The sequence below is a fragment of the Polaromonas sp. P3_B1 genome (genome assembly GCF_056402935.1).
Window position 1 is genome coordinate 13,149 of record NZ_JBFUGK010000034.1, and the last position, 26,885, is coordinate 40,033.

The following is a 26,885-nucleotide window of genomic DNA, read 5'->3' on the forward strand; positions in this document are numbered from 1 at the left end:
TTGGAGTTACCCCTTGTAACCCCGCCATGTCACCCCTATATCCCTAGAATTCGGTCAGCTATAGCCGAAGCAAATAACAGAATCACCTATCGAAAGTGGCCGAATGGTTCCGCACCTCATCACCGCCCTGAACGGCCCCATCAACGAACTCGAACAACGCGTGCTGGACTCCACCCCGGCCATCGAGCGCTGGTTCCGGCTGGAGTGGATGGAACACACACCGCCGTTTTACAGCTCGGTCGACATCCGCAACGCGGGTTTCAAGCTGGCACCGGTGGACACCAACCTCTACCCCGGCGGCTGGAACAACCTGACGCCCGAAATGCTGCCGCTGGCGGTGCAGGCCGCCATGGCCGCGATCGAGAAAATCTGCCCCGAAGCGCGCAACCTGCTGGTCGTGCCCGAGAACCACACGCGCAACAGCTTTTACCTGTCCAATGTGCTGCAGCTCAAGCGCATCTTCCACCAGGCAGGCCTCAATGTGCGCTTCGGTTCGCTGAGCCCCGAGATCAAGGCGCCCACCACGCTGAACCTGCCGACCGGCGAGACCATCACGATAGAGCCGCTGATCCGCACCGACCGGCGCCTGGGCCTGAAAGACTTCGACCCCTGCACCATCCTGCTGAACAACGACCTGTCGGCCGGCATCCCCGGCATCCTGGAAGACATCAACGAGCAGTACCTGCTGCCGCCGCTGCATGCGGGCTGGTCGGTGCGCCGCAAGTCGCACCACTTCAAGGCTTACGAAGAAATTTCCAAGCGCTTCGGCAAGCTGCTGGGCATAGACCCCTGGCTCATCAACCCGATGTTCGCGCAATGCGGCGAGGTCAACTTCGCCGAGAACACCGGCATGGAGTGCCTGACCACCAACGTCGATGCGCTGCTGACCAAGATCAAGCGCAAGTACAAGGAATACGGCATCAACGAAAAGCCTTTTGTCGTCGTCAAGGCCGACAACGGCACTTACGGCATGGGCATCATGACGGTGCGCGACGTGAAAGACCTCGAAGCGCTGAACCGCAAAACCAAGAACAAGATGAGCACCACCAAGGACGGCCAGGCGCTGTCCGAAGTGATCATCCAGGAAGGCGTGCTGACCAACGAGCGCGTGAACGACGCGGTGGCCGAACCCGTGGTCTACATGATGGACCGCTACGTCGTCGGCGGCTTTTACCGCGTGCATGCCGAGCGCGGCGTGGACGAGAACCTGAATGCGCCCGGCGCCAGCTTTGTGCCGCTGGCCTTTGCCGACAGCGGCCGCCTGCCGCAGCCCGGCGAGAAGCCCGGCTCCAGCAATCCCAACCGCTTCTATATGTACGGGGTGATCGCGCGCCTGGCCATGCTGGCCGCGAGCTACGAGCTCGAAGCCACCGACCCGGACGCCGAGGTGTATGACTAAAAAACCCCCGCGAGGGGTTTTTTTATGGCTTTTCAAAGCCAGCCCTTACGAGCCCTACGCCGCCTACTCTTAAATACATAGCATTACCCCGTCATCGACCGGATCGGCCTCAAGCACGTGCAGCGCCCCCGCGTCGTTACAAGTTGTTGCGGTGCAACAAAATCGGGATTAGTTGGATTTAGGGGTGCCCGCCGACTTGCAAGCCGGGTCCCCGGGCGCAAAATAGCGTTCCCAAAGGTAACCATTCCCGCCCGCTTGGGACCCGTTTGAACGGGCCTGGCGCAAAGACGGGAAGTTTTTGTGTCTAGTCAAAAATCATCACTCGCGGCGCTCACCCTGGGCGCCATCGGTGTCGTCTACGGCGACATCGGAACCAGCGTCCTCTATGCCGTCAAGGAAGTTTTCGGTTCCGGGCATGTTCCCTTCACCCCCGACAACGTCTACGGCATCCTGTCCATCTTTTTCTGGACGCTGACCGTCATTGTTTCCATCAAGTACGTGGCGCTGGTGCTGCGTGCCGACAACAACGGCGAGGGCGGGCTGATCGCCATGCTGGCGCTGGCCTCCACCGCGGTGAAGGACAAGCCCCAGCTGCGCCGCACCCTGCTGGTCGTGGGCATTTTCGGTACCTCCCTGTTCTACGGTGACGGCGTCATCACCCCGGCGATTTCGGTGCTGTCGGCGGTCGAAGGCCTTGAAGTCGTCTCTCCGGCCTTCAAGCAGGGGGTGATCCCGATCACCTTGGTCATCCTGCTTGCCCTGTTCGCGGTGCAAAAACACGGCACCTCCGGCATAGGCCGGTTTTTCGGGCCCATCACGCTGATCTGGTTTGCCGTGCTGGCCTTGCTGGGGATTTCGCAGATCGCCACCAACCCCCACATCCTGGTGGCGTTGAGCCCGCACTATGCCCTGATGTTCATGTGGTCCAACCCCGGCACCACTTTTATCATCCTGGGCGCCGTGGTGCTGTGCGTGACCGGCGCCGAGGCGCTGTACGCCGACCTCGGCCACTTCGGCAAAAAGCCGATTCGCCTGGCCTGGTTCTCGGTGGTCATGCCCTCGCTGGTGCTCAATTACTTCGGCCAGGGCGCGCTGCTGATCAGCAACCCCGCCGCCGTGAAGAACCCGTTTTATTTGATGGCGCCCGAATGGGCGCTGTTGCCGCTGGTGGGCCTGGCCACCATGGCCACGGTGATCGCCTCGCAGGCCCTGATCACCGGCGCCTTCAGCGTGACCAAGCAAGCCATCCAGATGGGCTATCTGCCGCGCCTCAATATCCAGCACACCAGCGTGCGCGACACCGGCCAGATCTACATGCCCTTCGTCAACTGGGGCCTGTTCATCACCATCGTGCTCGCAGTGGTCATGTTCCGCTCGTCCAGCAACCTGGCGGCCGCCTACGGCATCGCGGTCTGCACCGACATGCTGATCACCACCATCCTGACCTTTTATGTGATCCGCTACGGCTGGAAGTACCCGCTGAGCCTGTGCATCGCCGCCACCGGCGTCTTCTTCCTGGTCGACTTCGCCTTCTTCGCCTCCAACCTCATGAAGCTGTTCGCCGGCGGCTGGTTCCCGCTGGTCATAGGCGGCGCCGTCTTCACGCTGATGATCACCTGGAAGGAAGGCCGCCACCTGCTCAATGAAAAGCTGCGCGCCGACGCGATCGACCTGCCCAGCTTCCTGGACGCCGTTTTTGTGAGCCCGCCGGCCCGCGTCGAAGGCACCGCCGTGTTCCTGACCGCCGAGCCCGGCAGCGTGCCAAACGCGCTGCTGCACAACCTCAAGCACAACAAGGTGCTGCACGAGCAAAACCTGTTCGTCACGGTGCGCAACCACGAAATCCCGTGGATAGGCATGAACAAGCGCCTGGAAATCCAGGCACTGGGGCATGACTGCTGGCAAGTCAACGTGCACTACGGTTTCAAGAACGACCTGGACCTGCCTAAGGCCTTGCAGCAGATCAAGGGCCGCGGCTGCGAACTGGAGTCCATGACCACCAGCTACTTCCTCTCGCGCGACACCGTGATCCCGACGATTGGCAGCGGCATGGCGCCGTGGCGCGAGAAGCTGTTTGCGCAGATGCACCACAACGCGAGTGGAGCGGCGGATTTTTTGAATTTGCCTAATAACTCTGTTGTGGAGTTGGGTAGCAAAATTGAGATTTGAGGGCCGGGTCTTGCTCCGGCTGGCGCGCTCTCTAACTTCGTCTCACTCTTCTTAGTCCTGCTGGCCGGGACTCGCCCCGGCGGGCGACTTACTTTCTTTTGCTTCGCCAAAAGAACGTAAGCAAAGAAAAGGCGACCCGCAGTCTGGGTCCCTACGCTTCGCTGCGGGCAACCTGCGGTGCTCGAGCCAAGCGGGGTCAAAAACAACTCGCTTCGCTCAGACACGTTTTTGCCCTGATCCGCTTGTCTCTGCGCTCCTCGGCCCAGCCAGGACGGGGCAATCGGGAGCGGGGTCAGAAGACAAAGAAACCAATACCAATACAAACAAGGACACGCCACGGCGTGTCCTTGTTTCTTCAGGTATTCAGCTGTTCGGTATTCCTGTTCCCACCCCTTGTGTATGCGCCGAGGAGCACAGGGCCAGACGGATCAGGGCAAAAACTTGTTTGAGCCGAAGGCGAGTTGTTTTTGACCCCGTCTGGACCGAGCACCGCAGGCTGCCCGTAGCGAAGCGGAGGGACGCAGACACCAGGGTCGCCTTTCTTTTGCTTACTTTTCTTTGGCGAAGCAAAGAAAAGTGAGTTGCCGCCGGGCAACCCCGGCCAGCAGAACTAAGAGAAGAGCGCCCCGTCGGAACAAGACCCGACCGTCAAGCCCCTCCTGCAAGGAGTGCAGCATTCCCCCCAGCAGCCGTAGTATTCACCGTCACCGTCTGCTCAGCACAGAAGCGATACAGGTAATGCGGCCCACCCGCCTTCGGGCCGGTGCCGGAGAGCCCCTCTCCACCAAACGGCTGCACCCCCACCACCGCACCAATCATGTTGCGGTTCACATAAATGTTGCCGACGTGCGCAGCCGCCGCCAGCGCCTGTGCGCGCGAATCGATGCGGGTCTGTATGCCGAGGGTGAGGCCGTAGCCCAGTGCATTGATCTGCGCGATCACGGCCTGCGGGTCCTTGAGTTCGCCGCTGCCCCAGCGCACCACCTGCAGCACGGGGCCGAAGATTTCGTCTTTCACGTCGGCCAGGCTGCGCACTTCAAAGGCCGCGGGCGGGATCAGGTTGGCCAGGGGGCCGGATGCGGCTTGCGCGCGCTGCGCCGGGGCGACCAGCACCTTGGCGCCGGAGCCCAGGCGCTGCAAATGCTTCTGGATGTTGTCAAACGCTTCACGGTCAATCACCGGGCCGACGTCGGTGGCGAGGTCGGCCGTCTCACCGGCCACCAGCTCTTGCGCCGCGCCCTGGATCATCTCCATCACGTGGTCCGCGATCCCTTCGTGCACGCACAGCAGGCGCAGCGCCGAGCAGCGCTGGCCGGCCGAGCGGAACGCGCTTTGCACCACCGCATCGGCGACCTGTTCGGGCAGGGCCGTGCTGTCGACCAGCATGGCGTTGATGCCGCCGGTTTCGGCAATCAGCGGGACGATGGGGCCGTCCTTGGCGGCGAGCGCGCGGTTGATGATCTTGGCGACCTGGGTGGAGCCGGTGAACACCACGCCGGCGACCTGGGGCGCCGCCACCAGCGCCGCGCCCACGGTCTCGCCGGGGCCGTGCGCGAGCTGCAGCGCGCCCTCGGGCACGCCGGCCTCATGCAGCAGCTTCACCGCCTCCCAAGCCACGCCCGGCGTCTGCTCGGCGGGCTTGGCCAGCACGGCGTTGCCGGTGGCCAGCGCGGCCGCGACCTGGCCGGTGAAGATGGCCAGCGGGAAATTCCAGGGGCTGATGCAGACCCAGACGCCGCGCGCGGTCAGGCGCAGCTCGTTGGTCTCACCGGTCGGACCGGGCAATGCCACCGGCTGCATGATGCGCTCGGCCTCGTTGGCGTAGTAACGCAGGAAATCCACCGCCTCGCGCACTTCCGACACCGCGTCGCCCCAGGTCTTGAAGGCCTCCTTGACCAGCAGCGCGCAGAACTTCGGCATCTGCCGCTCCATCGTGTCGGCGGCGCGGCGCAGGATGGCCGCGCGTTCGACCACGTCCAGTTTGCTCCAGTGCCGATGGGCGCTGACGCCTTTGCCCGCAAGATCGGCAGCGCGTGCGGCGTCAAACTCCGGCACCACCGGCACCGGCGTGGTGGCCAGCGCGGCCAGCAACGGCGCGCGCATGCTCTCGACCGTCAAGTCCAGGCCCAGGCTGTTGGGGCGGCTCGGGCCGTAGAGCGCGGGCGGCAAGGGCAACGAAGACTCGGGCTCAAGGCGCAGCGGCGATGTCAGCAGCTCGCCCATGCCAACCGACTCGTCGGCGAGCTGATGCACAAAGGAGGAATTCGCGCCGTTCTCCAGCAGGCGGCGCACCAGGTAGGCCAGCAGGTCGCGGTGCGCCCCCACGGGCGCATAGACGCGGCAGCTGATCAGCGGGTTCTTCAGCACCTCGCGGAACACACCCTCGCCCATGCCGTGCAGGCGCTGCAGCTCAAACGGCACGGCGTTGCGCGAAGCCATCTGCAAAATCGCGGCAATGGTCGCGGCATTGTGGCCGGCGAACTGCGGGTAAATCGCATCGGGCACGGCCAGCAGGGCCTGCGCACAGGCCAGGTAAGACACATCGGTGTGGTGCTTGTGGGTGAACACCGGGTAGTGCGGCAAGCCCATCTCCTGCGCGCGCTTGATTTCCGAATCCCAATACGCACCCTTGACCAGCCGGCACATCAGGCGCAGCTTGTACTTGCGGGCGATGGCGGCGATGTGGTGGATCAGGTCCAGTGCACGCGTCTGGTAGGCCTGCATGGCCAGGCCGAAGCCCTGCCACTGCGGATGGTGTTGCGCCACCTGGGCGGCCAGCGCCTCAAACACGTCCAGCGACAACTCCAGCCGGTCGACCTCCTCGGCGTCAATCGTGAGGTTGATATTGGCCCGCGCCGACAATTCGCACAGCCCCCAAACGCGCGGCACCAGTTCGGCCATCACGCGTTCGCGCTGCGCGTCTTCGTAGCGCGGGTGCAGCGCGCTGAGTTTGATGGAAATGCCGTCGTTTTTTTCGGTCGGGCTTGCGGCATTCGCGCCGGCCGCAATGGCCTGGATGGCATTCGTGTAGCTCGCGAGGTAGCGCAGCGCATCGGCGTCGGTGCGTGCGCCTTCGCCCAGCATGTCGTAGCTGAAGCGCAAATTCGGGATTTTTTTACGGCTGTCGTCGGCCTCGCCCATGGCATCGCCAATGGTCTGGCCCAGCACAAATTGCCGGCCCAGCAACTGCACGGCGCGCAGGGTGGCGGCCACGACGGTGCGCGCGCCCAGCTTGCTCATCAGATTGGGCCCAGAATCCGTTCGCCCTGAGCCCGTCGAAGGGTCGGGCAAAAACATTTTTGACATCGCGATCGCGGACGCCGACAGGCGCGCCATCACGCCGTCGCCGGCACCGTCAAAATCGGCCCGCCCCAGCTGGTCGGCCGTCAGTGCAATCGCCGTTTCGGCATCCGGCACGCGCAGCAGCGCTTCGGCCAGCCGCATCAGGGCCAGGCCCTCGGCGCTGGAAATCGGGTATTCCTTGAGCAGGCTTTCCATGGCCCAAAAAGGCGGCGGGTTGTCGCGCACCGCCTGCACCCAGGGCTGCGCGGAATGCGCGGCCGCCGCCCAGTCCAGCGCGCCAGCCAGGCCTTGCAGATGGCTGGCCACGATCTCGGCTTCGGGGCGATATGGAAAAGGAAGGCGCGGGGTGGCGGGCATCGGTGACTCCAGGGAGGATTTGGCGGTTTGAGGCATTTATTCAGTGGATGCAGCGATGTTCCATTGAACAATGCCGAATTTCCCGCTAAATTTCCCTTTTTCACCGAATAATTCACTACCCATGTTTGAAGCTTCCACAGAAATTGACCGCATTGACCTCAAAATCCTGAATGTTTTGCAGCAGGACGGCCGGATTTCCAACCTCAAGCTCGCCGAGAGCGTAGCCCTGTCGCCAACAGCCGTGCTGGCGCGGGTCCAGCGGCTGACGCGGGATGGCTACATATTGGGCTATGAGGCCCTGCTCAACCCGCTCAAGCTGGGCGCCGGCATGATGGTGTTTGTGGAGGTGCTGCTGGACCGCACCACACCCAATGTGTTCGAGGCCTTCAAGGCGGCGGTGCAGGTGCACCCTGAAATCAGCGAATGCCATATGGTCGCCGGCGGCTTCGATTACCTGCTCAAGACCCGCATGGCCGACATGGCGGCCTACCGCTCTTTCGCCGGCACCGTCCTCTGGCAACTGCCTGGCGTGCGTGAAACCCGCACTTATGCGGTGATGGAAGAAGTCAAGAACACCACCCGGCTGGCACTGGGCGTGTAAGCCCCCACGGGGCATTTATCGTGCAATTCGAGACTTTTGCGGCATTTTTTCCGCTCATGAAGCACTGCAAGCGCAGGAACGGGGGCTAACCGCGTTGCCAAGCCTGCAGGCTTGGGATACCTTGGCATCACAACACCTAGGTGGTGGATTGCATAAGTAGCCGCAGCCGTATCCCCGCCTGCGACAACATCGGAGGGCTTCCTGATGAACAACCAGCCATGGTCCCGGTTCGGCGCACTGCTGCTGGCGCTGGCCGCCGGCACCGCGCATTGCGCGGAAACCGGTGTCAGCGACAGCGAAATCCTGGTCGGGCAGTTCGCCGCCCAGACCGGCCCCGCGGCCGAGCTGGGCAAGCGCATGCAGCTGGGCATACTGGCCCATTTCAATGCGGTGAATGCGGCGGGAGGCATCAACGGCCGCAGCCTCAAGCTGGTTTCGCGCGACGACGGCTACGAGCCCGAGAAGGCCGCCGCCGCGGTCAAGGCCCTGATCGAGGAGGACAAGGTGTTCGCGCTGATCGGCTCGGTCGGCACGCCGACCACGCTGGCCGCCGTGCCGGCCATCAACGCGGCCGGCATTCCCTTGATAGGCCCTTTCACCGGCGCGCAGGCCCTGCGCGAGCCCTTCAACCGCAACATCTTTCATGTGCGCGCCAGCTACTTTGACGAGACCGAGCGCATCGTGCAGCACCTGAGCACCGTCGGCATCACCAAAATCGCGATCTTCTACCAGAACGACTCCTACGGCAAGGCCGGGCTGGAGGGCGTGATGCGGGCGCTCGGCAAACGCAACCTCAAGCCGGCGGCCAGCGTGACCGTCGAGCGCAACAGCGTGGACGTGGCCGCGCCGCTGGCGGAAATCCTCAAGGCCGCGCCCGAGGCGGTGATACAGATCAGCGCCTACAAGTCCTGCGCCGCGCTGATCAAGCAAGCCCGCGCCAAGGCCTACGGCGGGCAGTTTTTCAATGTGAGTTTTGTCGGCTCCAAGGCCCTGGCTGAAGAACTGGGCGATGCCGGAGCGGGCGTGACCATTTCGCAGGTCATGCCCTTTCCCTACACGCCGTCGTCGGCCATCGTGCGCGAGTACCAGCAGCGCATGACGGAAGCCGGCAACAAGGACTTTGATTTCTCAAGCATGGAGGGCTTTCTGGCGGCCAAGGTATTTACCGAGGGCCTGCGCCGGGCCGGCAAGCCGCTGACCCGCGAGAGCCTGGCCACGGCGCTGGAATCGATGCGCGACCACAACATGGGCGGCTTTACCGTCAACTACGCGCCCAAAAACCACGAAGGCTCGCGCTTCACCGACCTGACCATCATCGGGCGCGGCGGAAAATTCATGCGCTGACGCGTACCGCCCTGGCCATAATGCGAGCTCTATCCACCCCTCACCCTTCCTTTCGACCTCACCAGGAGTGCCTATGAAATCGACATCCCTTCTGCTGGCAGCCGCCACGCTGGCATTCACCGCCGGCGCTTTCGCGCAAACCACCAAGCCTGGCTTGTGGGAAATCACCAACAAAATGCAGTCGAGCTCCGGCGAGATGGAAAAGGCCATGGCCAACATGGAAAAGCAGATGGCCAGCATGCCGCCCGAGCAGCGCAAACAGATGCAGGACATGATGGCCAAGCAGGGCATGTCCATGGGATCGGGCGGTGGCATGACCATGAAGATGTGCGTCACCAAGGAGATGGCTGAACGCAATGAATTGCCGCAGCAGCAGCAAGGCGATTGCAAGACCACCCGCTCGCCGGCCAGCGGCAGCACCGTGAAGTTCTCCTATACATGCGCGCAACCGCCTTCGAGCGGCGAAGGCGTGATGACCTTCAACGGCGATACCGGTTACACCATGAAGATGAACACCACGACCACCGTCAAGGGCAAGCCCGAGAAGATGACCATGGATGCGACAGGCAAATGGCTGTCGGCGGACTGCGGCACCATCAAACCCATCGCTGTCCCCAAGAAATAGAAGAAGCCCCGAGGCGGGCATATTCACCAGCAGGGGCCGCGGAACCGGCCTCGGCCTGTCCTGAGCCTGTCGAAGGGCCGGGCCGCAGGCGCAGCGCCCCCTTGGGGGGCAGTGCATTACACGGAGCCGAAGGCGAAGTGAAAAGCGTGGGGGCTTACCTCTTGCCGAAGATAGCTGTTCCTACACGCACCATGGTGCTGCCCGCATGGATGGCGGCCTCCAGGTCGGCGGTCATGCCCAGTGACAAGGTATCCATAGGCGTCGGCAAGACACCCGAAGCATTGACCGCATCAAACACCGCCTTGGTCCGGGCATGCACCGCGCAGGCCGCATCAAAATCCGCGGCCGGCTCGGGTATGGCCATCAGGCCGCGCAGCACCAGGCGCGGCAGTTGCGCAACATCCTGCGCCAGGGCCTGAACTTCGTCCGGCGCCAGGCCCGACTTGTTGGCGCCGCCGTCGATATTGACCTGCAGGCAGATCTGCAGCGGCGGCAGGCCGGCGGGCCGCTGCTCGCTTAAGCGCTGCGCAATCTTGAGCCGGTCTACCGACTGGACCCAGTCAAAATGCTCGGCGACCAGCCGGGTTTTGTTGCTTTGCACCGGGCCTATGCAGTGCCACTCAAGGGCTGCTCCGCCCACCGGTTGGCTCCGCAATGCAAGTATCTTTTCCACCCCTTCGGCGATGTAGTTCTCGCCAAAGGCACGCTGGCCATCGGAAGCGGCATCGGCGACGGCATCGGCGCCGAAGGTTTTGGACACGGCCAGCAGCCGCACGGAGGCCGGGTTGCGCCCGGCGGCGAAGCAGGCCGTGGTGATACGGTCACGGACAAGCTGGAGATTACGAACAATCGTGGTCATAATCGAACTGTAAACTTTAGTTGAAAACTATTTTTAAAGGGTCCCGGGATGGATATCACGCAGTTGCTGGCCTTTAGCGTCAAGAACAAGGCGTCTGACTTGCATTTGTCGGCTGGCTTGCCCCCCATGATCCGGGTCCACGGCGACGTGCGGCGCATCAACATCGATCCGCTGGACCACAAGCAGGTGCATTCCATGGTGTACGACATCATGAATGACACCCAGCGCAAAACCTACGAAGAATTCCTGGAGGTCGACTTCTCCTTCGAGATCGACGGGCTGGCCCGCTTTCGCGTCAACGCCTTCAACCAGAACCGCGGCGCCGGCGCCGTGCTGCGGACCATTCCATCCAAGATCCTGACGCTGGAGCAGCTCAACGCGCCGAAAATTTTCGGCGACCTGGCGCTCAAGCCGCGCGGCATGGTGCTGGTCACCGGACCCACGGGTTCGGGCAAGTCCACCACGCTGGCCGCCATGGTCAACTTCCTGAACGAAACCGAGTACGGCCACATTCTCACGGTGGAAGACCCGATCGAGTTCGTGCACGAATCCAAAAAATGCCTGATCAACCAGCGCGAGGTCGGCCCGCACACCTTGAGCTTCAACGCCGCGCTGAAATCCGCCCTGCGCGAAGACCCGGACGCCATCCTGGTGGGTGAAATGCGCGACCTGGAAACCATTCGCCTGGCCATGTCGGCCGCTGAAACCGGCCACCTGGTCTTCGGCACGCTGCACACCTCCAGCGCCGCCAAGACGATCGACCGGATCATCGACGTGTTCCCGGCCGAAGAAAAGGAAATGATCCGCTCCATGCTGTCGGAGTCGCTGCAGGCGGTGATTTCGCAGACGCTGTGCAAGACCAAGGACGGCGCGGGCCGGGTCGCGGCGCACGAGATCATGCTGGGCACCTCCGCCATCCGCAACCTGATCCGCGAAGCCAAGGTCGCGCAGATGTACTCGTCCATCCAGACCGGCAACAGCGTGGGCATGCAGACCCTGGACCAGAACCTGACCGACCTGGTCAAACGCAACGTCATTTCTCCCGCGGAAGCCCGCGGCAAGGCAAAAATCCCCGAGAACTTTCCGGGCTAGAGATGGGCAACACGCGCAACACGGACTTGTTCCCTGCCAGCAGGGGCCGCGGAACCGGCTTTGCCGGGCCGCAGGCGCAGCGGCCCCTCGGGGGCAGCGCAGTACACGAAGTGACAAGCGTGGGGCATTAATGATTAAAGGAGCCGCTCATGGAACGCGACCAGGCCAGTAAATTCATCAACGACTTGCTCAAACTCATGGTCAGCCGCAACGGCAGCGACCTGTTCATCACGGGCGACTTCCCGCCGGCCATGAAGGTCGACGGCAAGGTGACCAAAGTGTCACCGCAGCCGCTCAACGCCAACCACACGCTGGCGCTGGCGCGTTCCATCATGAACGACAAACAGGCGGCGGAGTTCGAGCGCACCAAGGAATGCAATTTCGCGATCTCGCCACCGGGCGTGGGGCGCTTCCGTGTGAACGCCTTCATCCAGCAAGGCAAGGTCGGCATGGTCATGCGGACGATTCCGGCCACGCTGCCCACCATTGACGGACTGGGCGTGCCCCAGGTGCTGAAGGACGTGGTCATGAGCAAGCGCGGCCTGACCATCCTGGTCGGCGCCACCGGCTCGGGCAAATCGACCACGCTGGCCGCCATGGTGGACTGGCGCAACGAGCAGTCCTACGGCCACATCATCACGATCGAAGACCCGGTGGAGTTCGTCCATGCGCACAAGAACTGCGTGATCACGCAGCGCGAAGTGGGCCTGGACACCGACAGCTGGGAAGCGGCCCTGAAAAACACGCTGCGCCAGGCGCCCGACGTGATCCTGATGGGCGAAATCCGCGACCGTGAAACCATGGAACACGCCATCGCCTTCGCCGAAACCGGCCACCTCTGCCTGGCCACGCTGCACGCCAACAGCGCCAACCAGGCGCTGGACCGCGTGATCAACTTCTTCCCCGAAGAGCGCCGCACCCAGTTGCTGATGGACTTGTCGCTCAACCTCAAGGCCATGATCTCGCAGCGCCTGGTGCCCAAGCAGGACGGCAAGGGCCGCTTCGCCGCGGTCGAAGTCATGCTCAACTCGCCGCTGATCTCCGACCTGATCTTCAAGGGCGAAGTCTCCGAGATCAAGGAGATCATGAAAAAGAGCCGCAACCTGGGCATGCAGACTTTCGACCAGGCCCTGTATGACGCCTTCGAGAGCCACTACATCACCTACGAAGACGCCCTGCGCAACGCCGACTCCGTGAACGACCTGCGCCTGCAGATCAAGCTCAATTCGCAGCGTGCCAAGTCGACCGACCTGGCGGCCGGCACCGAAAACTTCGCCATCGTTTAAAGCGGGAGCGCCGGCCACCGCCTTTTGCCAACCCCTTCGAATCCCCTGCGCAGGCCTCTTGCGCGCCCTCTCCCAAGCCTATCCCCATGTCCAGCACCACCCCAAAAACCTACGAATCCTCCTCTCCCCGCCAGGTCGCCTTCCTGGGCCTGGGCGTCATGGGCTATCCCATGGCCGGCCACCTGGCGCTGGCCGGCCACAGCGTCACGGTTTACAACCGCAGCCCCGCCAAGGCGGCCGCCTGGGTCGCGGAGTTCGCGGCGACGTCCAAACCCGCGCATGCCGCCTTGCCGCGCCTGGCAGTGGCAGGCGCCGACATCGTGTTTTGCTGCGTCGGCAATGACGACGACCTGCGCGCCGTCACGCTGGGCGCGGACGGCGCCTTCGCGGGCATGAAGCCGGGCGCCATTTTTGTCGACCACACCACGGCCTCGGCCGATGTGGCGCGTGAACTCTATGCGGCGGCGGCCAAGCTCGGCCTGCAGTTCATCGACGCCCCGGTGTCGGGCGGCCAGGCCGGTGCGCAGAACGGTGCGCTCACAGTGATGTGCGGCGGCGACAAGGCGGCGTTCGATGCCGTCAAACCCGCGGGCATGGCGTTCTCCAAGGCCTTCACGCTGATGGGCGCCAGCGGCGCAGGCCAGCTCACCAAGATGGTCAACCAGATCTGCATCGCCGGACTGGTGCAGGGCCTGAGCGAAGCGGTGGCCTTCGGCCAGAAAGCCGGGCTGGACGTGAACCAGGTGCTGGAGGTGATCGGCAAGGGCGCCGCGCAAAGCTGGCAGCTCGACAACCGAGGCAAAACCATGGTCGCCGACAAATTCGATTTCGGCTTCGCCGTCGACTGGATGCGCAAGGACCTGGGCCTGGTGCTGGACGAAGCCAAGCGCAACGGCGCACGCCTGCCCGTCACCGCCCTGGTCGACCAGTTCTACGCGGACGTGCAGGCCATGGGCGGCCAGCGATGGGATACTTCGAGCCTCATCAAGCGCCTCAAATAATCCCTGACGAAAAAAAAGCGGCCGCACCGGCTTGTCCGGTGCGGCCGCTTTGCTTTTGGCCCGCTGCTTTGGCTCAGCTGCCTGCGGGCTTGTTGCTTTGGGCCGGTTGCGCGGCGGGCTTGGACGGCAGCATGCGGGCCAGCTCTTCCTCGCTGATGATTTCGAAAATGCGAATGACCTTCTGCACGCCGGGCGTGGAGCGCACCACCTCGGTGGCGCGATCGGCTTCGCGCTGCGTGACGCGGCCCATCAGGTAGGTCGTGCCGCGTTCCGTCACCACCTTGAAGGCGTTGGAGGACAGGTCGCGGGCATCGACCAGCATGGCCTTGACCCGGCCGGTGACCAGGGTGTCGGAAGAACGCTGCGTCAGGGTCGAGTTGCCCATGACGACCAGCTCGTTGACCACCGAGTTCACGTTCTCCACACGCGCGACGATCTGCTCGACCAGTTGTTTGTCCTGAGCGTTCGGCACCTCACCGGTGAGCAGCACCTGGCGGTTGTAGCTGGTCAGATTGACGTGCACGCGCTCGCCGACATTGCTGCGGATGCGGCTGGTGGCGCGCAGCTCTATGCCTTCGTCTTCGAGCTGCGCGCCGGAGGTGCGGCGGTCGGTCGCCACCAGCGCGCCACCCGCGACGCCGCCCACCATGAGCGGAAAGCACGCCGTCAGGCTGCCGCCCAGCAGGGTAGCGGTAACGATGGCCAAAGTCAGCCGTTTCAACGAAACACGTTTCATACAGAGGTCTCCTGGTCGCCAAGTAACTGGGTGTCCACGCCATCGCAGATGCAATGCAGGACGAGAAGGTGCACTTCCTGGATACGCGCGGTCCGCTCATGCGGCACGCAGATATGCACATCGGTTTCACGCAGGGCGTGGGTGATCTTGCCGCCGCCGCGGCCCGTCAGGGCCACGACGGTCATCTCGCGCTCGTGGGCGGCTTCGATGGCGGCCAGCACATTGGCCGAGTTGCCGCTGGTGCTCATGGCCAGCAACACGTCGCCGGCGCCGCCCAGCGCGCGAACCTGCTTGGAAAAGATCACCGAAAAATCGTAGTCGTTGGCGATCGCCGTGAGGATGGAGCTGTCCGTCGTCAAGGCGATCGCGCCCAGCTCGGGCCTTTCGCGTTCATAGCGGCCGACGAATTCGGCGGCGAAATGCTGGGCGTCGGCGGCCGACCCGCCGTTGCCGCAGGCCAGCACCTTGCCGCCGCTGGTGACGCTGGCCAGAATGGCCTGCACCGCCGCCGCGACCGGCTTGGACAAAACCTGTGCGGCCTGGTACTTGAGGTCGGCGCTGTCAATAAACTGTTGTTCTATGCGTTGTTCAAGCATGCGCCAATGATAGCGGGTGATCCTTGCCCTTCATCGCCAAGACCGGACCTGCGCGTGAAGGGCGCCTTAAACGGCAGAGCCGAAAACCGGAACTAGTTCCAGGAACTATGCCCTGTTCATTCTGAAAATCGTGGCGCGCGGCCGCCGCTTGAGGAAAGTTTGGGCGATCATTCGATACATACGGTTACTTACCCACCCAGTTCTCCACACCCATGAGCAGTCCCGTCTTTGATCCGGAAGTCGTCAGCCAGGTCACCACCGCCTTTGTGCGGGCGACGGCCGCGAGATGGTCGTTTCCGAGCGTGGAGCTCCAGGACCGGGGCACCTTCATGCTGATACGCGTCGACGTGCCGCCCCAGGACCAACGCGACATCGACCTGCCGGTCCGGCAATCGATCGCGTTCGCCCTCAACGAGACGGTCCCGGTGCATTTCACGCAAAAGTTCGGGCACTGGATCGTCACCTTCCTGCGCGACAACAAGATGATCGAGACCGTGCATCCGAGCGAATTCCAGGAACTCCAGGCCTGACGAAGCAACCGGCGCGCAGTGTTCACGAAGCGTCGAAAGCGGCGGGCAGCCATTCGATGGCCGCGCCTGTTTTATCGCCCATCGCGCCCTTGACCAGCACCACATCAAACCGGCAGGGCGGCGGGCTCGCGAAGCGCATCAGGTAGTGGCGCGCCGCCAGCACGATGCGTTGCTGCTTGGCGCCGCTGATGCTGGCCGCCGCGCCGCCATGCGAGTCATCCGTCCGCTGGCGCACTTCCACAAACACCAGCGTGCCGTCGGCCGCGCGCATCACCAGGTCGATCTCGCCGCCGCCTCGGCCCGGCGTTCGATAATTGGCCTCCACGAAGCGCAGGCCGGCCCGCACCAGGTAAGCGCGCGCGGCGGATTCCGCGGCATCACCGCGCGACTTGGTGGTAACCTGAGCGGGCAAGGGCCGCACCTCAGCGGCCGCGCCCACCGGCGGCACCTTGGAAACCTGCTTTCTGGAAAACCACATTGAACGCTTCTTTCGACCTGGCACTGGATGCGGCGCGCGCCGCGGCGGGCATGCAGCATTATCCGGAAAGCGCACTGTATGTCGTGGCCACGCCCATCGGCAACCTGGCCGACATCAGCCTGCGCGCGCTGCAGGTGCTGCAACTCGTGGACGCGATTGCCTGCGAGGACAAGCGCCACTCGCAGCCCCTGCTGCGCCAGTACGGCATCGACAAGCCGCTGCTCGCGGTGCATGAGCACAACGAGGCCGAAGCCGCCGGCCTGGTGATCGAACGCCTGCAGCGCGGTGAGCGCGTGGCCTATGTCAGCGACGCCGGAACGCCCGCCGTGAGCGACCCCGGCGCGCGACTGGTTGCCGCCGTGCGCGCAGCGGGGCTGGCCATCATGCCCCTGCCCGGGGCCAGCAGCGTCACAACCGTACTCAGCGTGGCCGGGCTCGGCAGCCCCGGCGGCGAAACGGGTTTTGTGTTTGCCGGTTTCCTGCCGAGCAAGGCCGGCGAGCGCGACCAGGCCATCGCCGCGCTGCAGGCCGACTCGCGGGCCGTCGTCATTCTTGAAGCGCCGCATCGCATCGAAGCGCTGGCGCGCGCCATGGCCGTTCTGGGGGAGCGTCTTGTGACGGTCGGCCGCGAATTGACCAAGCAGTTTGAAGAAATCGCGACCATGCCGGCACAGGACTTCGCGGCCTGGCTGGCCGCGGGGCCGCAGCGCACACGCGGCGAGTTCGCCCTGGTGCTGCACCCGTCTGCCGCACCCGAAAGCGCCGAGGACGGCACGCGGGTGCTGCAGTTACTGCTGGCCGAACTGCCGCTCAAGACCGCCGTGAAAATGGCCGCCGACATCACCGGCCTGGGACGCAACGAACTCTACGAAACCGCGCTCAAACTCAAAAACGCATGAACCCCAACGCCGACCAGCTTTGGCGCGCACCGCGCTGGACACTTGCCGCCCTGCTGGCCATCCTCGGCATGCTGGGGCCGTTTTCCATCGACACCTACATCCCGGCGTTTTCCGGCATCGCGCGATCGCTGGGCGCCTCGCCGGTGGAAATGCAGCAGACGCTGTCGGCCTACCTGTTCGGTTTTGCCTTCATGAATTTGTTCCACGGCGCGCTGGCCGACAGCTTCGGCCGCCGGCCCGTGGTGCTCTGGGGCATCGCGCTGTTCACGCTGGCATCGGCGGGCTGCGCGCTGTCGCAAAGCATAGGCCAGCTGGTTTTCTTCCGGGCCGTGCAGGGCCTGTCGACGGGCGCCGGCATCGTGGTCTCGCGCGCCGTCATACGCGACATGTACCCGCCCGCCCAGGCCCAGCAGGTCATGAGCCAGGTCACGATTTATTTCGGTGTGGCGCCCGCGCTGGCACCCATCGTGGGCGGCTGGCTGTTCGTGCACCTCGGCTGGCACAGCATCTTCTGGTTTCTCACGGGCGTGGGCGTGGTGCTCTGGGTGACCAACTTCCGCTTTCTGCCCGAGACGCTGCCGCCGCTGGATCGCCAGCCGTTTGAGGTGCGGCATTTGATGCGTGGCTACTGGCAGCTGGGCTCCAGCCCGCGCTTTTTATTGCTGGCGCTGGCCAGCGGCGTGCCCTTCAACGGCATGTTTTTATACGTGCTGTCGGCGCCCGCCTTCCTGGGCGAGCACCTCTCATTGCAACCCACCGAGTTCTTCTGGTTTTTCATCCTCACCATCTCCGGCATCATGTCAGGCGCCTGGCTGAGCGGCCGGCTGGCCGGCAAGATCGCGCCCAAGCAGCAGATACGCCACGGCTTCGTCATCATGCTGGCCACATCACTGCTCAACCTGGCGGCCAACCTGCTCTTCACGCCGCACGCTTCGTGGGCGCTGTTTCCGATTGCCGTGTTCGCCTTCGGCTGGGCGCTGATGGTGCCGGTGGTGACCCTGCTGGTGCTGGACCTCTACCCCGAGCGGCGCGGCATGGCGTCTTCGCTGCAGGCCTTTATCGGCTCGACCGCCAACGGCATCGTGGCCGGCGTTATCGCACCGCTGGTGATGCATTCCACACCCGCACTGGCGGTATCGTCGCTGTGCATGATGTGCATAGGCCTGGTGGCCTGGATGTATTTGCACCACCGCTGGCCGGAGATAGGCCGCGCGGTGTCGCGCGATTGATGCTCTTACTCTTGCGCCTTCTCCCGGAGGGAGAGGGGATAAGACAAAATCAGCGGTCGTTCACCCTGACCGGGAACTCCATGCCCTGGCCGACGCGCTGCACCACATTGCCGGCATCCAGGTAGACAAAAAAGAACATGTCCTGGACGCCGTCGCGCCAGCGGTAGGTCATGATGTCGCCCGACCAGGAAATCACGCCGTCGACCTTCGCGGGAGGCCCGAACTCGCGCTCCACGTCCGCGCGCGTCCATTTGCCGACTTCGATCCTGGAGAAGTCCTGCAGGTTCAGCACCTGCCTGGCGCTCACCACCTTGCCCGCCGCATCGAGGTCGACCATGATGGCTGACTGGCCCGCGGGCTGACGGGAATACTGCAGGCGCGTGCCCGAAGCCAGCGGCACGGTGCGCGTGGGTGTTCCATAGCTTGCAATAACCTGCTCACGCGACATGCCGGGTTGCACAGCAGTGGCGCAACCGGCGACCAGCAGCGCGGCAAGCGCCGCGCCGGAAACAGTTTGAAATATCTTCATGGCGAATTCCTGAATGTAATCACGTCAGACCGCGAGCAAACGGGATTGTTCCCCGCATGCGGAGATGGATCAGCTGCCCAGCTGCGCCCAGCCCGGGGTGCCCGCGCGGCCCGAATAACGGCTTGCCGCATCGTAGCGTTCCCAGGCAAGCCTCGCCGCGCGCCCGCCGTAGACCGATTGCTCAAGCCACTCGCATTCGGACTGCAGCGCGGCATCGCCGCCCAGCTTCGTGTGCCAGACTTTGCCGGCCGCATCCCAGCGGTAGCCGCGGTTCTTGAGCAGGTCTTTGGCCGCGAAGGGAGCGCCGGTGGCCTGCAGGCGGTAACTGGGGTTGCGCGCTTCGGACAGCAGGTGCGACAAACCGTTAAGCCCCAAGCCCGGCAGCTCGGCCATCAGCACCGTGAGCAGCGCGTGGCAGTCCATCTCGGCGCGGTGCGCATCGTAGAACCAGCCAAGCTCCGAAGCCAGCGCGCTGAGCTTGGCCGACCCGCGGCCCGCGGCCGTCCAGTCGATCTCGGCGAAGGAGCAGGCCCAGTTCAAGCCTTGCGCCTGGGGAATCAGGCCTTCCACAAAAGGACGGTCAAAGCCCGCGTTGTGTGCGATGACAAGGTCCACGCCCTCAAGCAGGCTGCCGACACGCGCCATGTCCAGTTGCTGGCCGGCCAGCATCGCATCGGTGATGCCGGTGATCTCGCGCGCAATCTTGGGCACCGGCATGCCCGGGTCGCGCAGCCCGTCATAGACCTGCACTGGGCCGGTCGCCAGGCCCGTCTGCGTGTCGACCTGTATGCGCAGCAACGCCAGTTCCATGATCTGGTCGCGGGAAGCGTCCAGCCCGGTGGTTTCGGTGTCCAGGATCACCACATGGGCCACGGGACCCGTCGGCACGTGCGCAAACTCCATGGCCGGCACCAATCGCCTGAGCACCCGGTAGTCGGGATGCTTTTCCAGCGCGGCGGCCATGGCTTCGGGGCTGTCGCCTGTCGCGGCGGGAGGAAGCGCCGAAGCTTCAGGCGCAGCGGGCTTGGACGTCTTCGCTGCCCTGGGCTTGCGCAGCCTGGCGGCAGCGGCTTCGGCAGCCATCGCCAGCAAGCCCTCCTCAAAACCAAAACCCAGTTGCCCGCCCGCCGTCATGCGCGCGGGGAGGCCTGAAGCCTCTGGGGATGGATAGCGTCTTGCATGCCTGCTCCTGGGTTTGCTGGAAATAAAGCACGCTATCTTCGCAGATAGCGCATCCTCTTCCAGCCGGCCCGCTTGCAGCTTGCGCAAAAAAACGCTAACTCATTCCCCCAGCACAAACCCCTCGCGCCGCGGATCGGCACCGCCAACCAGGCCCTGGGGCGTCACCACAATGCCCTGCAGGCCGCTGGTGAATTCGATGACCTGCACCTCGTGGCCCAGCGCCTTCAAGGGAGCGGACAGTTTTTCGAGCTCGCTGCCCAGCTCGACCTCGGTGGCGCGATTGCGGCTGCCCATATTCGGCAGCGATATCGCCTGCTGCACGTCCAGGCCCCAGTCCAGCACGCCCACCAGGGTCTTGGTCACGTAATTGATGATGGCACTGCCGCCCGGCGAGCCCACCGTCATCTTGAGCTTGCCGTCGGCGTCGAACACCAGCGTGGGCGACATGGTGCTGCGCGGGCGTTTGCCGCCCTCGATGCGGTTGGCCACCGGCAAGCCGTTCTCTTCGGGCGCGAGCGCGAAGTCCGTCATCTGGTTGTTCAGCAAAAAGCCGTGCACCATGATGTGGCTGCCGAATACCGCCTCAATCGTCGTCGTCATGGACACCGCGTTGCCGCTGCCATCGATCACCGAGATATGGCTGGTCGCCGGTATCTCCGATTCCTCATCGGGCGCCCAGGCCATCTTGACGCCGGCCGGCACGCCGGGCGATGCGCGCTTCATGCTCACGTCGGTGCGTATCAGCGCGCTGCGGGTCTTGAGGTATTCAGGCGAGACCAGCGCCGTCGCCGGCACGTTCACAAAATCGGGGTCGCCCACGTAGTAGTCGCGGTCGGCATAAGCCAGGCGGCCGGCTTCGGAAAACAGGTGCACGGCCTCGGTGGAATTGGGCCGCACGCTGGACAGCGGGAAACGCTCCAGCGCGCCCAGCATGGCCAGCACCGCGATGCCACCCGACGACGGCGGCGGCATGCCGCAAACCTTGTAGGCGCGGTAGTTGCCGCACAGCACCGCGCGCTCCCTGGCCTGGTAGCCGGCGATGTCCTGCGGCGTCATGTCGCCGGGCTGGGCCTGGCTATTCACGGCGGCCGAGATGTCGCGCGCGATCTCGCCCTTGTAGAAGGCATCGGGGCCCTCCTTGGCGACGCGCCTGAGCACCGCCGCGAAAGCCGGGTTTTTCAGCGTGGCGCCGACCGCCAGCGGCTCGCCGGCCGCGTCGTAAAAATACGCGCGCGCATTCGCATTGGCGCGCAGCGTCTTGTCGAGCTTGATCACGTGGTGCAGGCGCTCCGACACCGCAAAGCCGTTCTCGGCCAGGCGTATGGTGGGTTCAAACAATTTGGCCCACGGCAGCTTGCCGTGCTTCTGGTGCGCGAGCTCCATCACGCGCAGCAGGCCGGGCACGCCCACGGACTTGCCGGAGTTGATGGCGTCTTTGAGCGCCAGGGGCTTGCCCTTGGCGTCGAGGAAGCGGTCGCCCTTGGCCGAGGCCGGTGCTTTTTCGCGGCCGTCATAGGCGTTCAGCGCCTTCTGCGCCGCGTCGTAGCTCACGATGAAGGCGCCGCCGCCTATGCCCGAAGACTGCGGCTCGGTCAGGTTCAGCATGAGGGCGGCGGCGATGGCCGCATCCACCGCGCTGCCGCCGGCCTTGAGCATTTCCTGGCCGGCGCGCGTTGCATGCGGATTGGCCGTGGCGATCATGAATTTTTTCGCCGTGACGGCCTTCTTCTCGGTGTAGCCCGAGGACGGCTCGGGCGCGACGTCCTGGGCCGGCACCGGTTGCAGCTGCGCATGCACCGCCGCCTGTGCCATGAAAAAAACAAAACCCAGCCGCGCCAAGGCGCGGGCTCCTGTGTGTAAACGCATGGTCTTTCCTTGTGGAATGTTGGGATGGGGCGCCGGCTCACTGGGCCGGCAGGTGTCTGGCGAAAAATTCGCGGATCCTCGCATGGGCGGCGACGCGCGCGGCGGGGTTGCCGCCCACATGCACGGGCTTGCCGCTGCGCACCACGTCTTCGCGCAGCTTGACGGGGCTCAGTTCGTCAAAGCCGTGGTAGGCCTCGGGGTAGATTTCAATGTCCACGGGCTGGCCGCGTTCCTTGCTGCGTTCGGCCAGCTTCTGGCAGTAGCGGGCCGGCGTCCAGTCGTCGAGCTCGCCGGCCAGGATGAGAAGCGGCGCGTAGGCCACATAGTCGGGCCTGGCGGCCAGCGTGGAAGCGCAGCCGGGGTACATGGCGATAGCCGCGGCAAAGCCGGGCGCGCCCTGCTTTTTCACCGGCAGCTCGGCATTCATCACCTGCACGGCCGCCGTGCCGCCGTGCGAAAAACCRATCGCACCAATCTTTCCGGGCACCACGTCGGCCCGCGTATTGAGGTATTCGATCGCGCCGTAGGCATCCAGCCAGCGATGCTCTTCCTGGATGGCCCTGGCCTTGGGATTGACGGTGCAGATCTGCCGCTCGCCGCGCGGGTTGAAGCTGTCCACCAACAGCACGCCGTAGCCCATGCCGTTCAGCAGCTTGGCGGTGTCGCGAAACCGCTGGGTGACGGCACCGTTTTTTCCAAGGGCGCCGGCGCAGCCGTGGAACATCACCAGCGCGACAAAGCGGCCCTGCGTCTCGGGCTTGTAGAGGTAGCCGTCCAGCACCAGCCGCTCGGGGCCCTGCCAGCGGTCCAGGCTGGGGAACTGCACTTTTTCCTGCGCCAGGCAGGGCAAGGCCAAGCTGAAAGCCAATGCGGCCGACGCAACAAACCGCCACGGTTCAAGGTTTTTCATCAAAGCCCTCCACCTTCAGCAAATTGGGCTCTTCAACACGCAAAGCCTGCGTGCTCTCATTGGGCTCATGGGCCGCCGCCGACTCGGGCGCTTCGCCCTGCGTGGAAGCGACGATGGCGGCCTGCTGGCGTGCCGCATCGCTGGAGCGCGCCGGCAGCACCACGGGCGCAAGAAAGGACGGGGGCCGCATATCGATGGCGCCGGACAGCATATTGCCCAGGCGCACCGAGGAGAAGCCGGTGGCGACCTGGCCGATTTCCGCGCCGCTCCAGTTGAGTTGACCGGTCGCGCCTTCGCCTATGCCCAGGGTGGTGCCAGGCGTCAGCTGCTCGATGGCCAGCACGCCGCCGGCACTCGCGATGCGCACCGAGCCCGTGCCGGTGGAAGTGGGCGTGCTGTCGTAGCTGTCGGTCTTGAAGCTGATGTTGCCGGCGCCGGCCGCTTCAATCGTCGCCACATCGGTGCTGGGCCGTATCGCGATGCCGGTGCGCGAGCCCGCCGCGATGCCCGACAGCGTGATGTTGCCGGTCTGCGTGAGCCAGCTGTTTTTGCCACTGGCCATGTTGATGCCGTCTCCGTCGCCCACGGCCGTGCCGGTGGCCGTCAGGTCGCCGCCCGCGCTGCGGACCGTGTTGGTGCCGCCGGCCGCCAGCGAGATGCCGTTGCCGGAGCCCAGCGCCTTGCCGGCCAGCACAACTTGCCCGCTGCCGGTGGATTCGATCAGGTTGGTGCCCGAGCCCAGCGCCAGCGCGCTGCTGCTGCCGGCCGATTGCGCATTGACGGTCAGCGCACCGTCCGCTGTGCGCAAGGTGTTGGTGCCGCCGGTGCCCATGCCCAGGCCGGAGCCGGAGCCCGTGCTGGCCGACTGCGCGTTGACGCTGAGGCTGCCCTGTCCGCCGGCCTGTACCAGGTTGGCGCCGGTGGCCATGGACACGCCGACGCCGCGCGTGCTGCTGCCGCTCAGGCTGATGTTCCCGCCCTGCGACAGCACGGAATTGCTCAGCGAGCCGAAGGTGATGCCGTCACCGCCATTCGTGCTGCTGCCCGACATGGACAGGTTGCCGCCGGCGGTCTTGACCTGGTTGGTGCCGCCGGCCAGCGAGATGCCGTTGCCCGAGCCCGTGGCCGCGCCGGCCAGCACCAGCTGGCCGGCACCGGTCGCTTCCAGGGTGTTGCTGCCCGAGCCCAGCGCCAGCGCGCTGCTGCTGCCGGCGGAGCGGGCATTGATGCTCAGCGTGCCGTCGGCCGTGCGTATGGCATTCGTGCCGCCGCTGCCCATGGTCAGGCCCGAGCCGGAGCCCGCGTTGCTGGACTGCAAATCGAGCGTGACGTTGCCGGAGCCTGAGGCCGCGACCAGGTTGCTGCCCGAGCCCATCAGCAAGGCGCTGCCGCCGGTGTTGGCCGCCGTGAGCGTGATGCCGCCCGCGCCAGCAGTTTGTATCTTGCTGCCGCCGGTCAGTGAGATGCCTTGCGTCGCGCCCGCGCCCGTTCCCGACACGGTGATGTTGCCACCGCCCGAACTGACCGTCGCCAGGTTCAGCGCCACCGGCCGGTTGGCCGTGAGCGTGATGTTGCCCGCGCCCGTGGATTCAACCTTGGCCTGGGCGGCGCCGTCGCCCAGCACGATAGCGCTGCCCGTCCCCGTGGCCGTGCCACTGATGCTGATATCGCCGCCGGCCGTGCGCATCAGGTTGGTGCCGGTGATCATGGAGACGGCGTTGCCGGAACCACTTGAGTTGCCGGTGAGCGACAGGCTGCCGCTGCCGGTGGCCTGCAGGGTGTTGGTGCCCGAGCCTATGGCCAGCGCGCTGCTGGAGCCCGTCGACTTGGCGTTGATGCTCAACACGCCGTCCGCGACGCGGATCGTGTTGGTACCGCTGGAGCCCATGGTCATGCCCAGCGCGTTACCGGTCGATTCGGCGCTGATGCTGATGTTGCCCGTGCCCGTCGACTGGATGATGTTGGTGCCGCTGTTCATGCCGAAGGCCGTGGCGTCGGCATTGCGGGCATTGATGGTGATATTGCCGCTGGTGCTCTGGATGGTGTTGGCGCTGGTACCCATGGAGAAGGCCTGGCCCGTCGCGCCCTTGGCATTGATCAGGATGTTGCCGGCGCCGCTGCTCAGCAAGCTGCCGCCGCCCACCATGCGAAAGCCTATGGTGGTGACGCCGCCGCCGGTGGCGTAACCGGTCGTGGGATCGGCGCCGCCGCCAATGGTGATGTTGCCGCCGTTACTCACGATCTGCGCGCCGGAACCCAGCGACACCGAGCCGACGGCTGCGCCGCCGGCGGAGGCCGAGTTCAGCACCACGTTGAGCCTGGCCGTGCCGGAGGTGATGTTGGCGTTGACGTTGATGTCGCGGTTGGCCAGCAGGGTCAGGGTGCGGTCGGTCGCGCCGTTGTAGGCGATGGCGTTGCTGACCGTGATGTCGCCCAGCGAGGCGCCGGCGCTGGCCGTGCTCACGGTCACATTGGCCGTGCCCAGCTGGTTGACCAGCGTGGTGGTGTTGAGGATGGACGCGGCACCCGAGCCGGTGAAGGTGTTGCTGCCGTTCCAGGTCGCGGTGTTGGCCCCCGTCGAGATCGTGATGTTGGTCGGGTCCAGCAGCAGCGACCCGGCGCTGCCGCGGGCCGCCGTGAGGTCCGCCGTGCCCGCGTAGTCCAGGAAGTTGACACCCGACACCTCGGCATGACCGCCCTGGCCACTCACCGCACCGCCCTTGGCGCTGATGCTGCCGTAGTAGCGTGTGCTCTCGTCGGACCAGGCCACGACCTTGCCGCCGTTGCCGCTGTTCACGGCATCGGCCTTGATCTGGGCATCGGCGTCAATAAAGGTCGCCCGCGCGCGCTGCTCGCTGCCCGAGCCCTGCCAGTTGCCGCCCAGCAGCACGGTGCCGCCGCCGGCATCACCCGAGGCATCGACCCGCGCGCCGGCGAACAGCCCGACCTTGTCGCCCAGCACCTTGACGGTGCCGCCGGTCTGGCTGGCGCCATAGCCCGAGGCGTCCAGCGTGCCGCTGACGGCCACCACGCCGCTGTCGCCGCCTTCCAGGCGTATCACGCCGTTCTTGTTTGTCAGGCTTCTGGCCTGCACCGTGCCGCTGTTGTTGAGCACGGTGGCCAGCGGATCGCCGCCGGCGCGCGCGGCCATCACCACCAGCCCGCCGTCGGCCTGGATGGCACCGCTGTTGGACGCCAGCGCTGCCAGCGCGGCGCCGTCCACCTGCAGATTGAGCAGCCCGTCGCCGTGCATGTCCAGCGTGACGCTGTTGCCCGCGCCCAGGGCAACCGTGCCGCGCTGCGCATGGATGCTGCCTTCATTGGCGACCTGCGGGCCGATGAGCGCGACGTAACCGCCCTCGCTGGCCGTGAGCGTGCCCTGGTTGAGCACCTGGCCGGTGGCGCCGCTGTTGTTGCTGAAACGCATGTTGCCGGCCGCGAAGTCGGCATTGGAAATATCCAGCGTGCTGGCCACCAGCCCGCCGACGTTGACACTGGAGCCCGGCGCGAACAGGATGCCTGCGGCATTGACCAGGAAGACCTGGCCGTTGGCATTGAGCTGGCCGTAGATGCGCGAGGGGTCGCTGGACATCACGCGGTTCAGCGCGATGGACGAGCGCGAGGGCTGGACGAAGTTCACCTTGGCCGCGGCGCCGATGTTAAAAGTGTCCCACTGCGCCGTGAGCTTGTCGCTGAACTGGTTGACGGTCAGCACATTGCCCGAGGCGGTGATGCCGCCAGAGCCGGCGACCACCTGGCCGTTGGTCGGCAAGGTATTGCCCGGCAGCACGTCGGCAAGCACCCGCCCGGCTTGCAAAGCCAGGACGGCCAGCATCACGGAATTCAGGAGGGGGCGAAAGGCGCGGGGCGAGCGGCGGTGGACGGCATGCATGC

21 protein-coding genes are annotated in these 26,885 nt (G+C 65.0%); 11 read left to right on the forward strand and 10 right to left on the reverse strand.

What is annotated here, in order from left to right:
- Positions 1-103 precede the first annotated feature (103 nt).
- The gene (gshA, locus tag AC1DXS_RS18415) at positions 104-1,399 is read left to right on the forward strand and encodes a glutamate--cysteine ligase (RefSeq protein WP_477738918.1); all 1,296 of its coding nucleotides are present in this window, start codon (positions 104-106) and stop codon (positions 1,397-1,399) included.
- Between the two features lie 300 nt (positions 1,400-1,699).
- On the forward strand, positions 1,700-3,568 hold the full coding sequence (locus AC1DXS_RS18420) for a potassium transporter Kup (protein WP_477738919.1): 1,869 nt from the start codon (positions 1,700-1,702) through the stop codon (positions 3,566-3,568).
- Between the two features lie 648 nt (positions 3,569-4,216).
- Here AC1DXS_RS18420 and AC1DXS_RS18425 read toward each other — a convergent pair.
- Positions 4,217-7,228 (reverse strand): L-glutamate gamma-semialdehyde dehydrogenase, encoded by a 3,012-nt coding sequence (locus AC1DXS_RS18425; RefSeq protein WP_477738920.1) that lies wholly within the window; start codon positions 7,226-7,228, stop codon positions 4,217-4,219.
- Between the two features lie 121 nt (positions 7,229-7,349).
- Between AC1DXS_RS18425 and AC1DXS_RS18430 the strand changes: the two genes are divergently transcribed.
- From AC1DXS_RS18430 to AC1DXS_RS18440, 3 genes are all read left to right on the forward strand, one after another.
- Entirely contained in the window at positions 7,350-7,829 is a 480-nt protein-coding gene (locus AC1DXS_RS18430; protein ID WP_477738921.1) for an Lrp/AsnC ligand binding domain-containing protein, read from the forward strand.
- Positions 7,830-8,033: 204 nt separating this feature from the next.
- On the forward strand, positions 8,034-9,173 hold the full coding sequence (locus AC1DXS_RS18435; RefSeq protein WP_477738922.1) for an ABC transporter substrate-binding protein: 1,140 nt from the start codon (positions 8,034-8,036) through the stop codon (positions 9,171-9,173).
- Positions 9,174-9,246: 73 nt separating this feature from the next.
- Entirely contained in the window at positions 9,247-9,798 is a 552-nt protein-coding gene (locus AC1DXS_RS18440) for a DUF3617 domain-containing protein (RefSeq protein ID WP_477738923.1), read from the forward strand.
- Between the two features lie 154 nt (positions 9,799-9,952).
- On the opposite strand, the gene AC1DXS_RS18445 is transcribed toward AC1DXS_RS18440, so the two are convergent.
- Entirely contained in the window at positions 9,953-10,657 is a 705-nt protein-coding gene (locus AC1DXS_RS18445; protein WP_477738924.1) for a YggS family pyridoxal phosphate-dependent enzyme, read from the reverse strand.
- Between the two features lie 48 nt (positions 10,658-10,705).
- Here AC1DXS_RS18445 and AC1DXS_RS18450 point away from each other — a divergent pair, with 48 nt between their 5' ends.
- From AC1DXS_RS18450 to AC1DXS_RS18460, 3 genes are all read left to right on the forward strand, one after another.
- Positions 10,706-11,749 carry a type IV pilus twitching motility protein PilT gene (locus AC1DXS_RS18450; RefSeq protein WP_007873468.1) on the forward strand — a complete coding sequence of 348 codons (1,044 nt, stop codon included), beginning with the start codon at positions 10,706-10,708 and terminating at the stop codon, positions 11,747-11,749.
- A 149-nt stretch (positions 11,750-11,898) separates the two neighbouring features.
- Positions 11,899-13,035, forward strand: coding sequence for a PilT/PilU family type 4a pilus ATPase (locus tag AC1DXS_RS18455; RefSeq protein ID WP_477738925.1), 1,137 nt, complete (start codon positions 11,899-11,901; stop codon positions 13,033-13,035).
- An 86-nt stretch (positions 13,036-13,121) separates the two neighbouring features.
- Positions 13,122-14,036 carry an NAD(P)-dependent oxidoreductase gene (locus AC1DXS_RS18460; protein ID WP_477738926.1) on the forward strand — a complete coding sequence of 305 codons (915 nt, stop codon included), beginning with the start codon at positions 13,122-13,124 and terminating at the stop codon, positions 14,034-14,036.
- Positions 14,037-14,109: 73 nt separating this feature from the next.
- Here the strand turns inward: AC1DXS_RS18460 and AC1DXS_RS18465 are convergent, their stop codons facing one another.
- Together AC1DXS_RS18465 and AC1DXS_RS18470 are read right to left on the reverse strand one after the other, a co-directional pair.
- Positions 14,110-14,772, reverse strand: a complete 663-nt coding sequence (locus AC1DXS_RS18465; RefSeq protein ID WP_477738927.1) for a BON domain-containing protein — start codon at positions 14,770-14,772, stop codon at positions 14,110-14,112.
- Positions 14,769-15,368 (reverse strand): phosphoheptose isomerase, encoded by a 600-nt coding sequence (locus tag AC1DXS_RS18470; protein ID WP_477738928.1) that lies wholly within the window; start codon positions 15,366-15,368, stop codon positions 14,769-14,771. The genes AC1DXS_RS18465 and AC1DXS_RS18470 overlap by 4 nt, the downstream gene beginning before the upstream one ends.
- Positions 15,369-15,580: 212 nt before the next feature.
- Between AC1DXS_RS18470 and AC1DXS_RS18475 the strand changes: the two genes are divergently transcribed.
- Positions 15,581-15,898 (forward strand): hypothetical protein, encoded by a 318-nt coding sequence (locus AC1DXS_RS18475; RefSeq protein ID WP_477738929.1) that lies wholly within the window; start codon positions 15,581-15,583, stop codon positions 15,896-15,898.
- 22 nt (positions 15,899-15,920) lie between these two features.
- On the opposite strand, the gene AC1DXS_RS18480 is transcribed toward AC1DXS_RS18475, so the two are convergent.
- Positions 15,921-16,376 carry a YraN family protein gene (locus AC1DXS_RS18480; protein WP_477738930.1) on the reverse strand — a complete coding sequence of 152 codons (456 nt, stop codon included), beginning with the start codon at positions 16,374-16,376 and terminating at the stop codon, positions 15,921-15,923.
- 50 nt (positions 16,377-16,426) lie between these two features.
- Between AC1DXS_RS18480 and rsmI the strand changes: the two genes are divergently transcribed.
- Both rsmI and AC1DXS_RS18490 read left to right on the forward strand, forming a co-directional pair.
- The gene (gene rsmI, locus AC1DXS_RS18485; protein WP_477738952.1) at positions 16,427-17,275 is read left to right on the forward strand and encodes a 16S rRNA (cytidine(1402)-2'-O)-methyltransferase; all 849 of its coding nucleotides are present in this window, start codon (positions 16,427-16,429) and stop codon (positions 17,273-17,275) included.
- The gene (locus AC1DXS_RS18490) at positions 17,272-18,504 is read left to right on the forward strand and encodes a multidrug effflux MFS transporter (protein ID WP_477738931.1); all 1,233 of its coding nucleotides are present in this window, start codon (positions 17,272-17,274) and stop codon (positions 18,502-18,504) included. The genes rsmI and AC1DXS_RS18490 overlap by 4 nt, the downstream gene beginning before the upstream one ends.
- A gap of 49 nt (positions 18,505-18,553) precedes the next feature.
- On the opposite strand, the gene AC1DXS_RS18495 is transcribed toward AC1DXS_RS18490, so the two are convergent.
- From AC1DXS_RS18495 to AC1DXS_RS18515, 5 genes are all read right to left on the reverse strand, one after another.
- Complete coding sequence (locus AC1DXS_RS18495) at positions 18,554-19,033, reverse strand: hypothetical protein (RefSeq protein ID WP_477738932.1); 480 nt, start codon at positions 19,031-19,033, stop codon at positions 18,554-18,556.
- 69 nt (positions 19,034-19,102) lie between these two features.
- Positions 19,103-20,167: a 3'-5' exonuclease gene (locus AC1DXS_RS18500; protein WP_477738933.1), complete on the reverse strand. Its 1,065-nt coding sequence runs from the start codon at positions 20,165-20,167 to the stop codon at positions 19,103-19,105.
- A gap of 147 nt (positions 20,168-20,314) precedes the next feature.
- Positions 20,315-22,081: a gamma-glutamyltransferase gene (gene ggt / locus AC1DXS_RS18505; protein ID WP_477738934.1), complete on the reverse strand. Its 1,767-nt coding sequence runs from the start codon at positions 22,079-22,081 to the stop codon at positions 20,315-20,317.
- A 37-nt stretch (positions 22,082-22,118) separates the two neighbouring features.
- A complete protein-coding gene (locus tag AC1DXS_RS18510; RefSeq protein ID WP_477738935.1) occupies positions 22,119-22,991 on the reverse strand; it encodes a dienelactone hydrolase family protein in 873 nt (290 codons plus the stop codon).
- Complete coding sequence (locus tag AC1DXS_RS18515; protein ID WP_477738936.1) at positions 22,978-26,883, reverse strand: beta strand repeat-containing protein; 3,906 nt, start codon at positions 26,881-26,883, stop codon at positions 22,978-22,980. The genes AC1DXS_RS18510 and AC1DXS_RS18515 overlap by 14 nt, the downstream gene beginning before the upstream one ends.
- Positions 26,884-26,885: the final 2 nt, after the last annotated feature.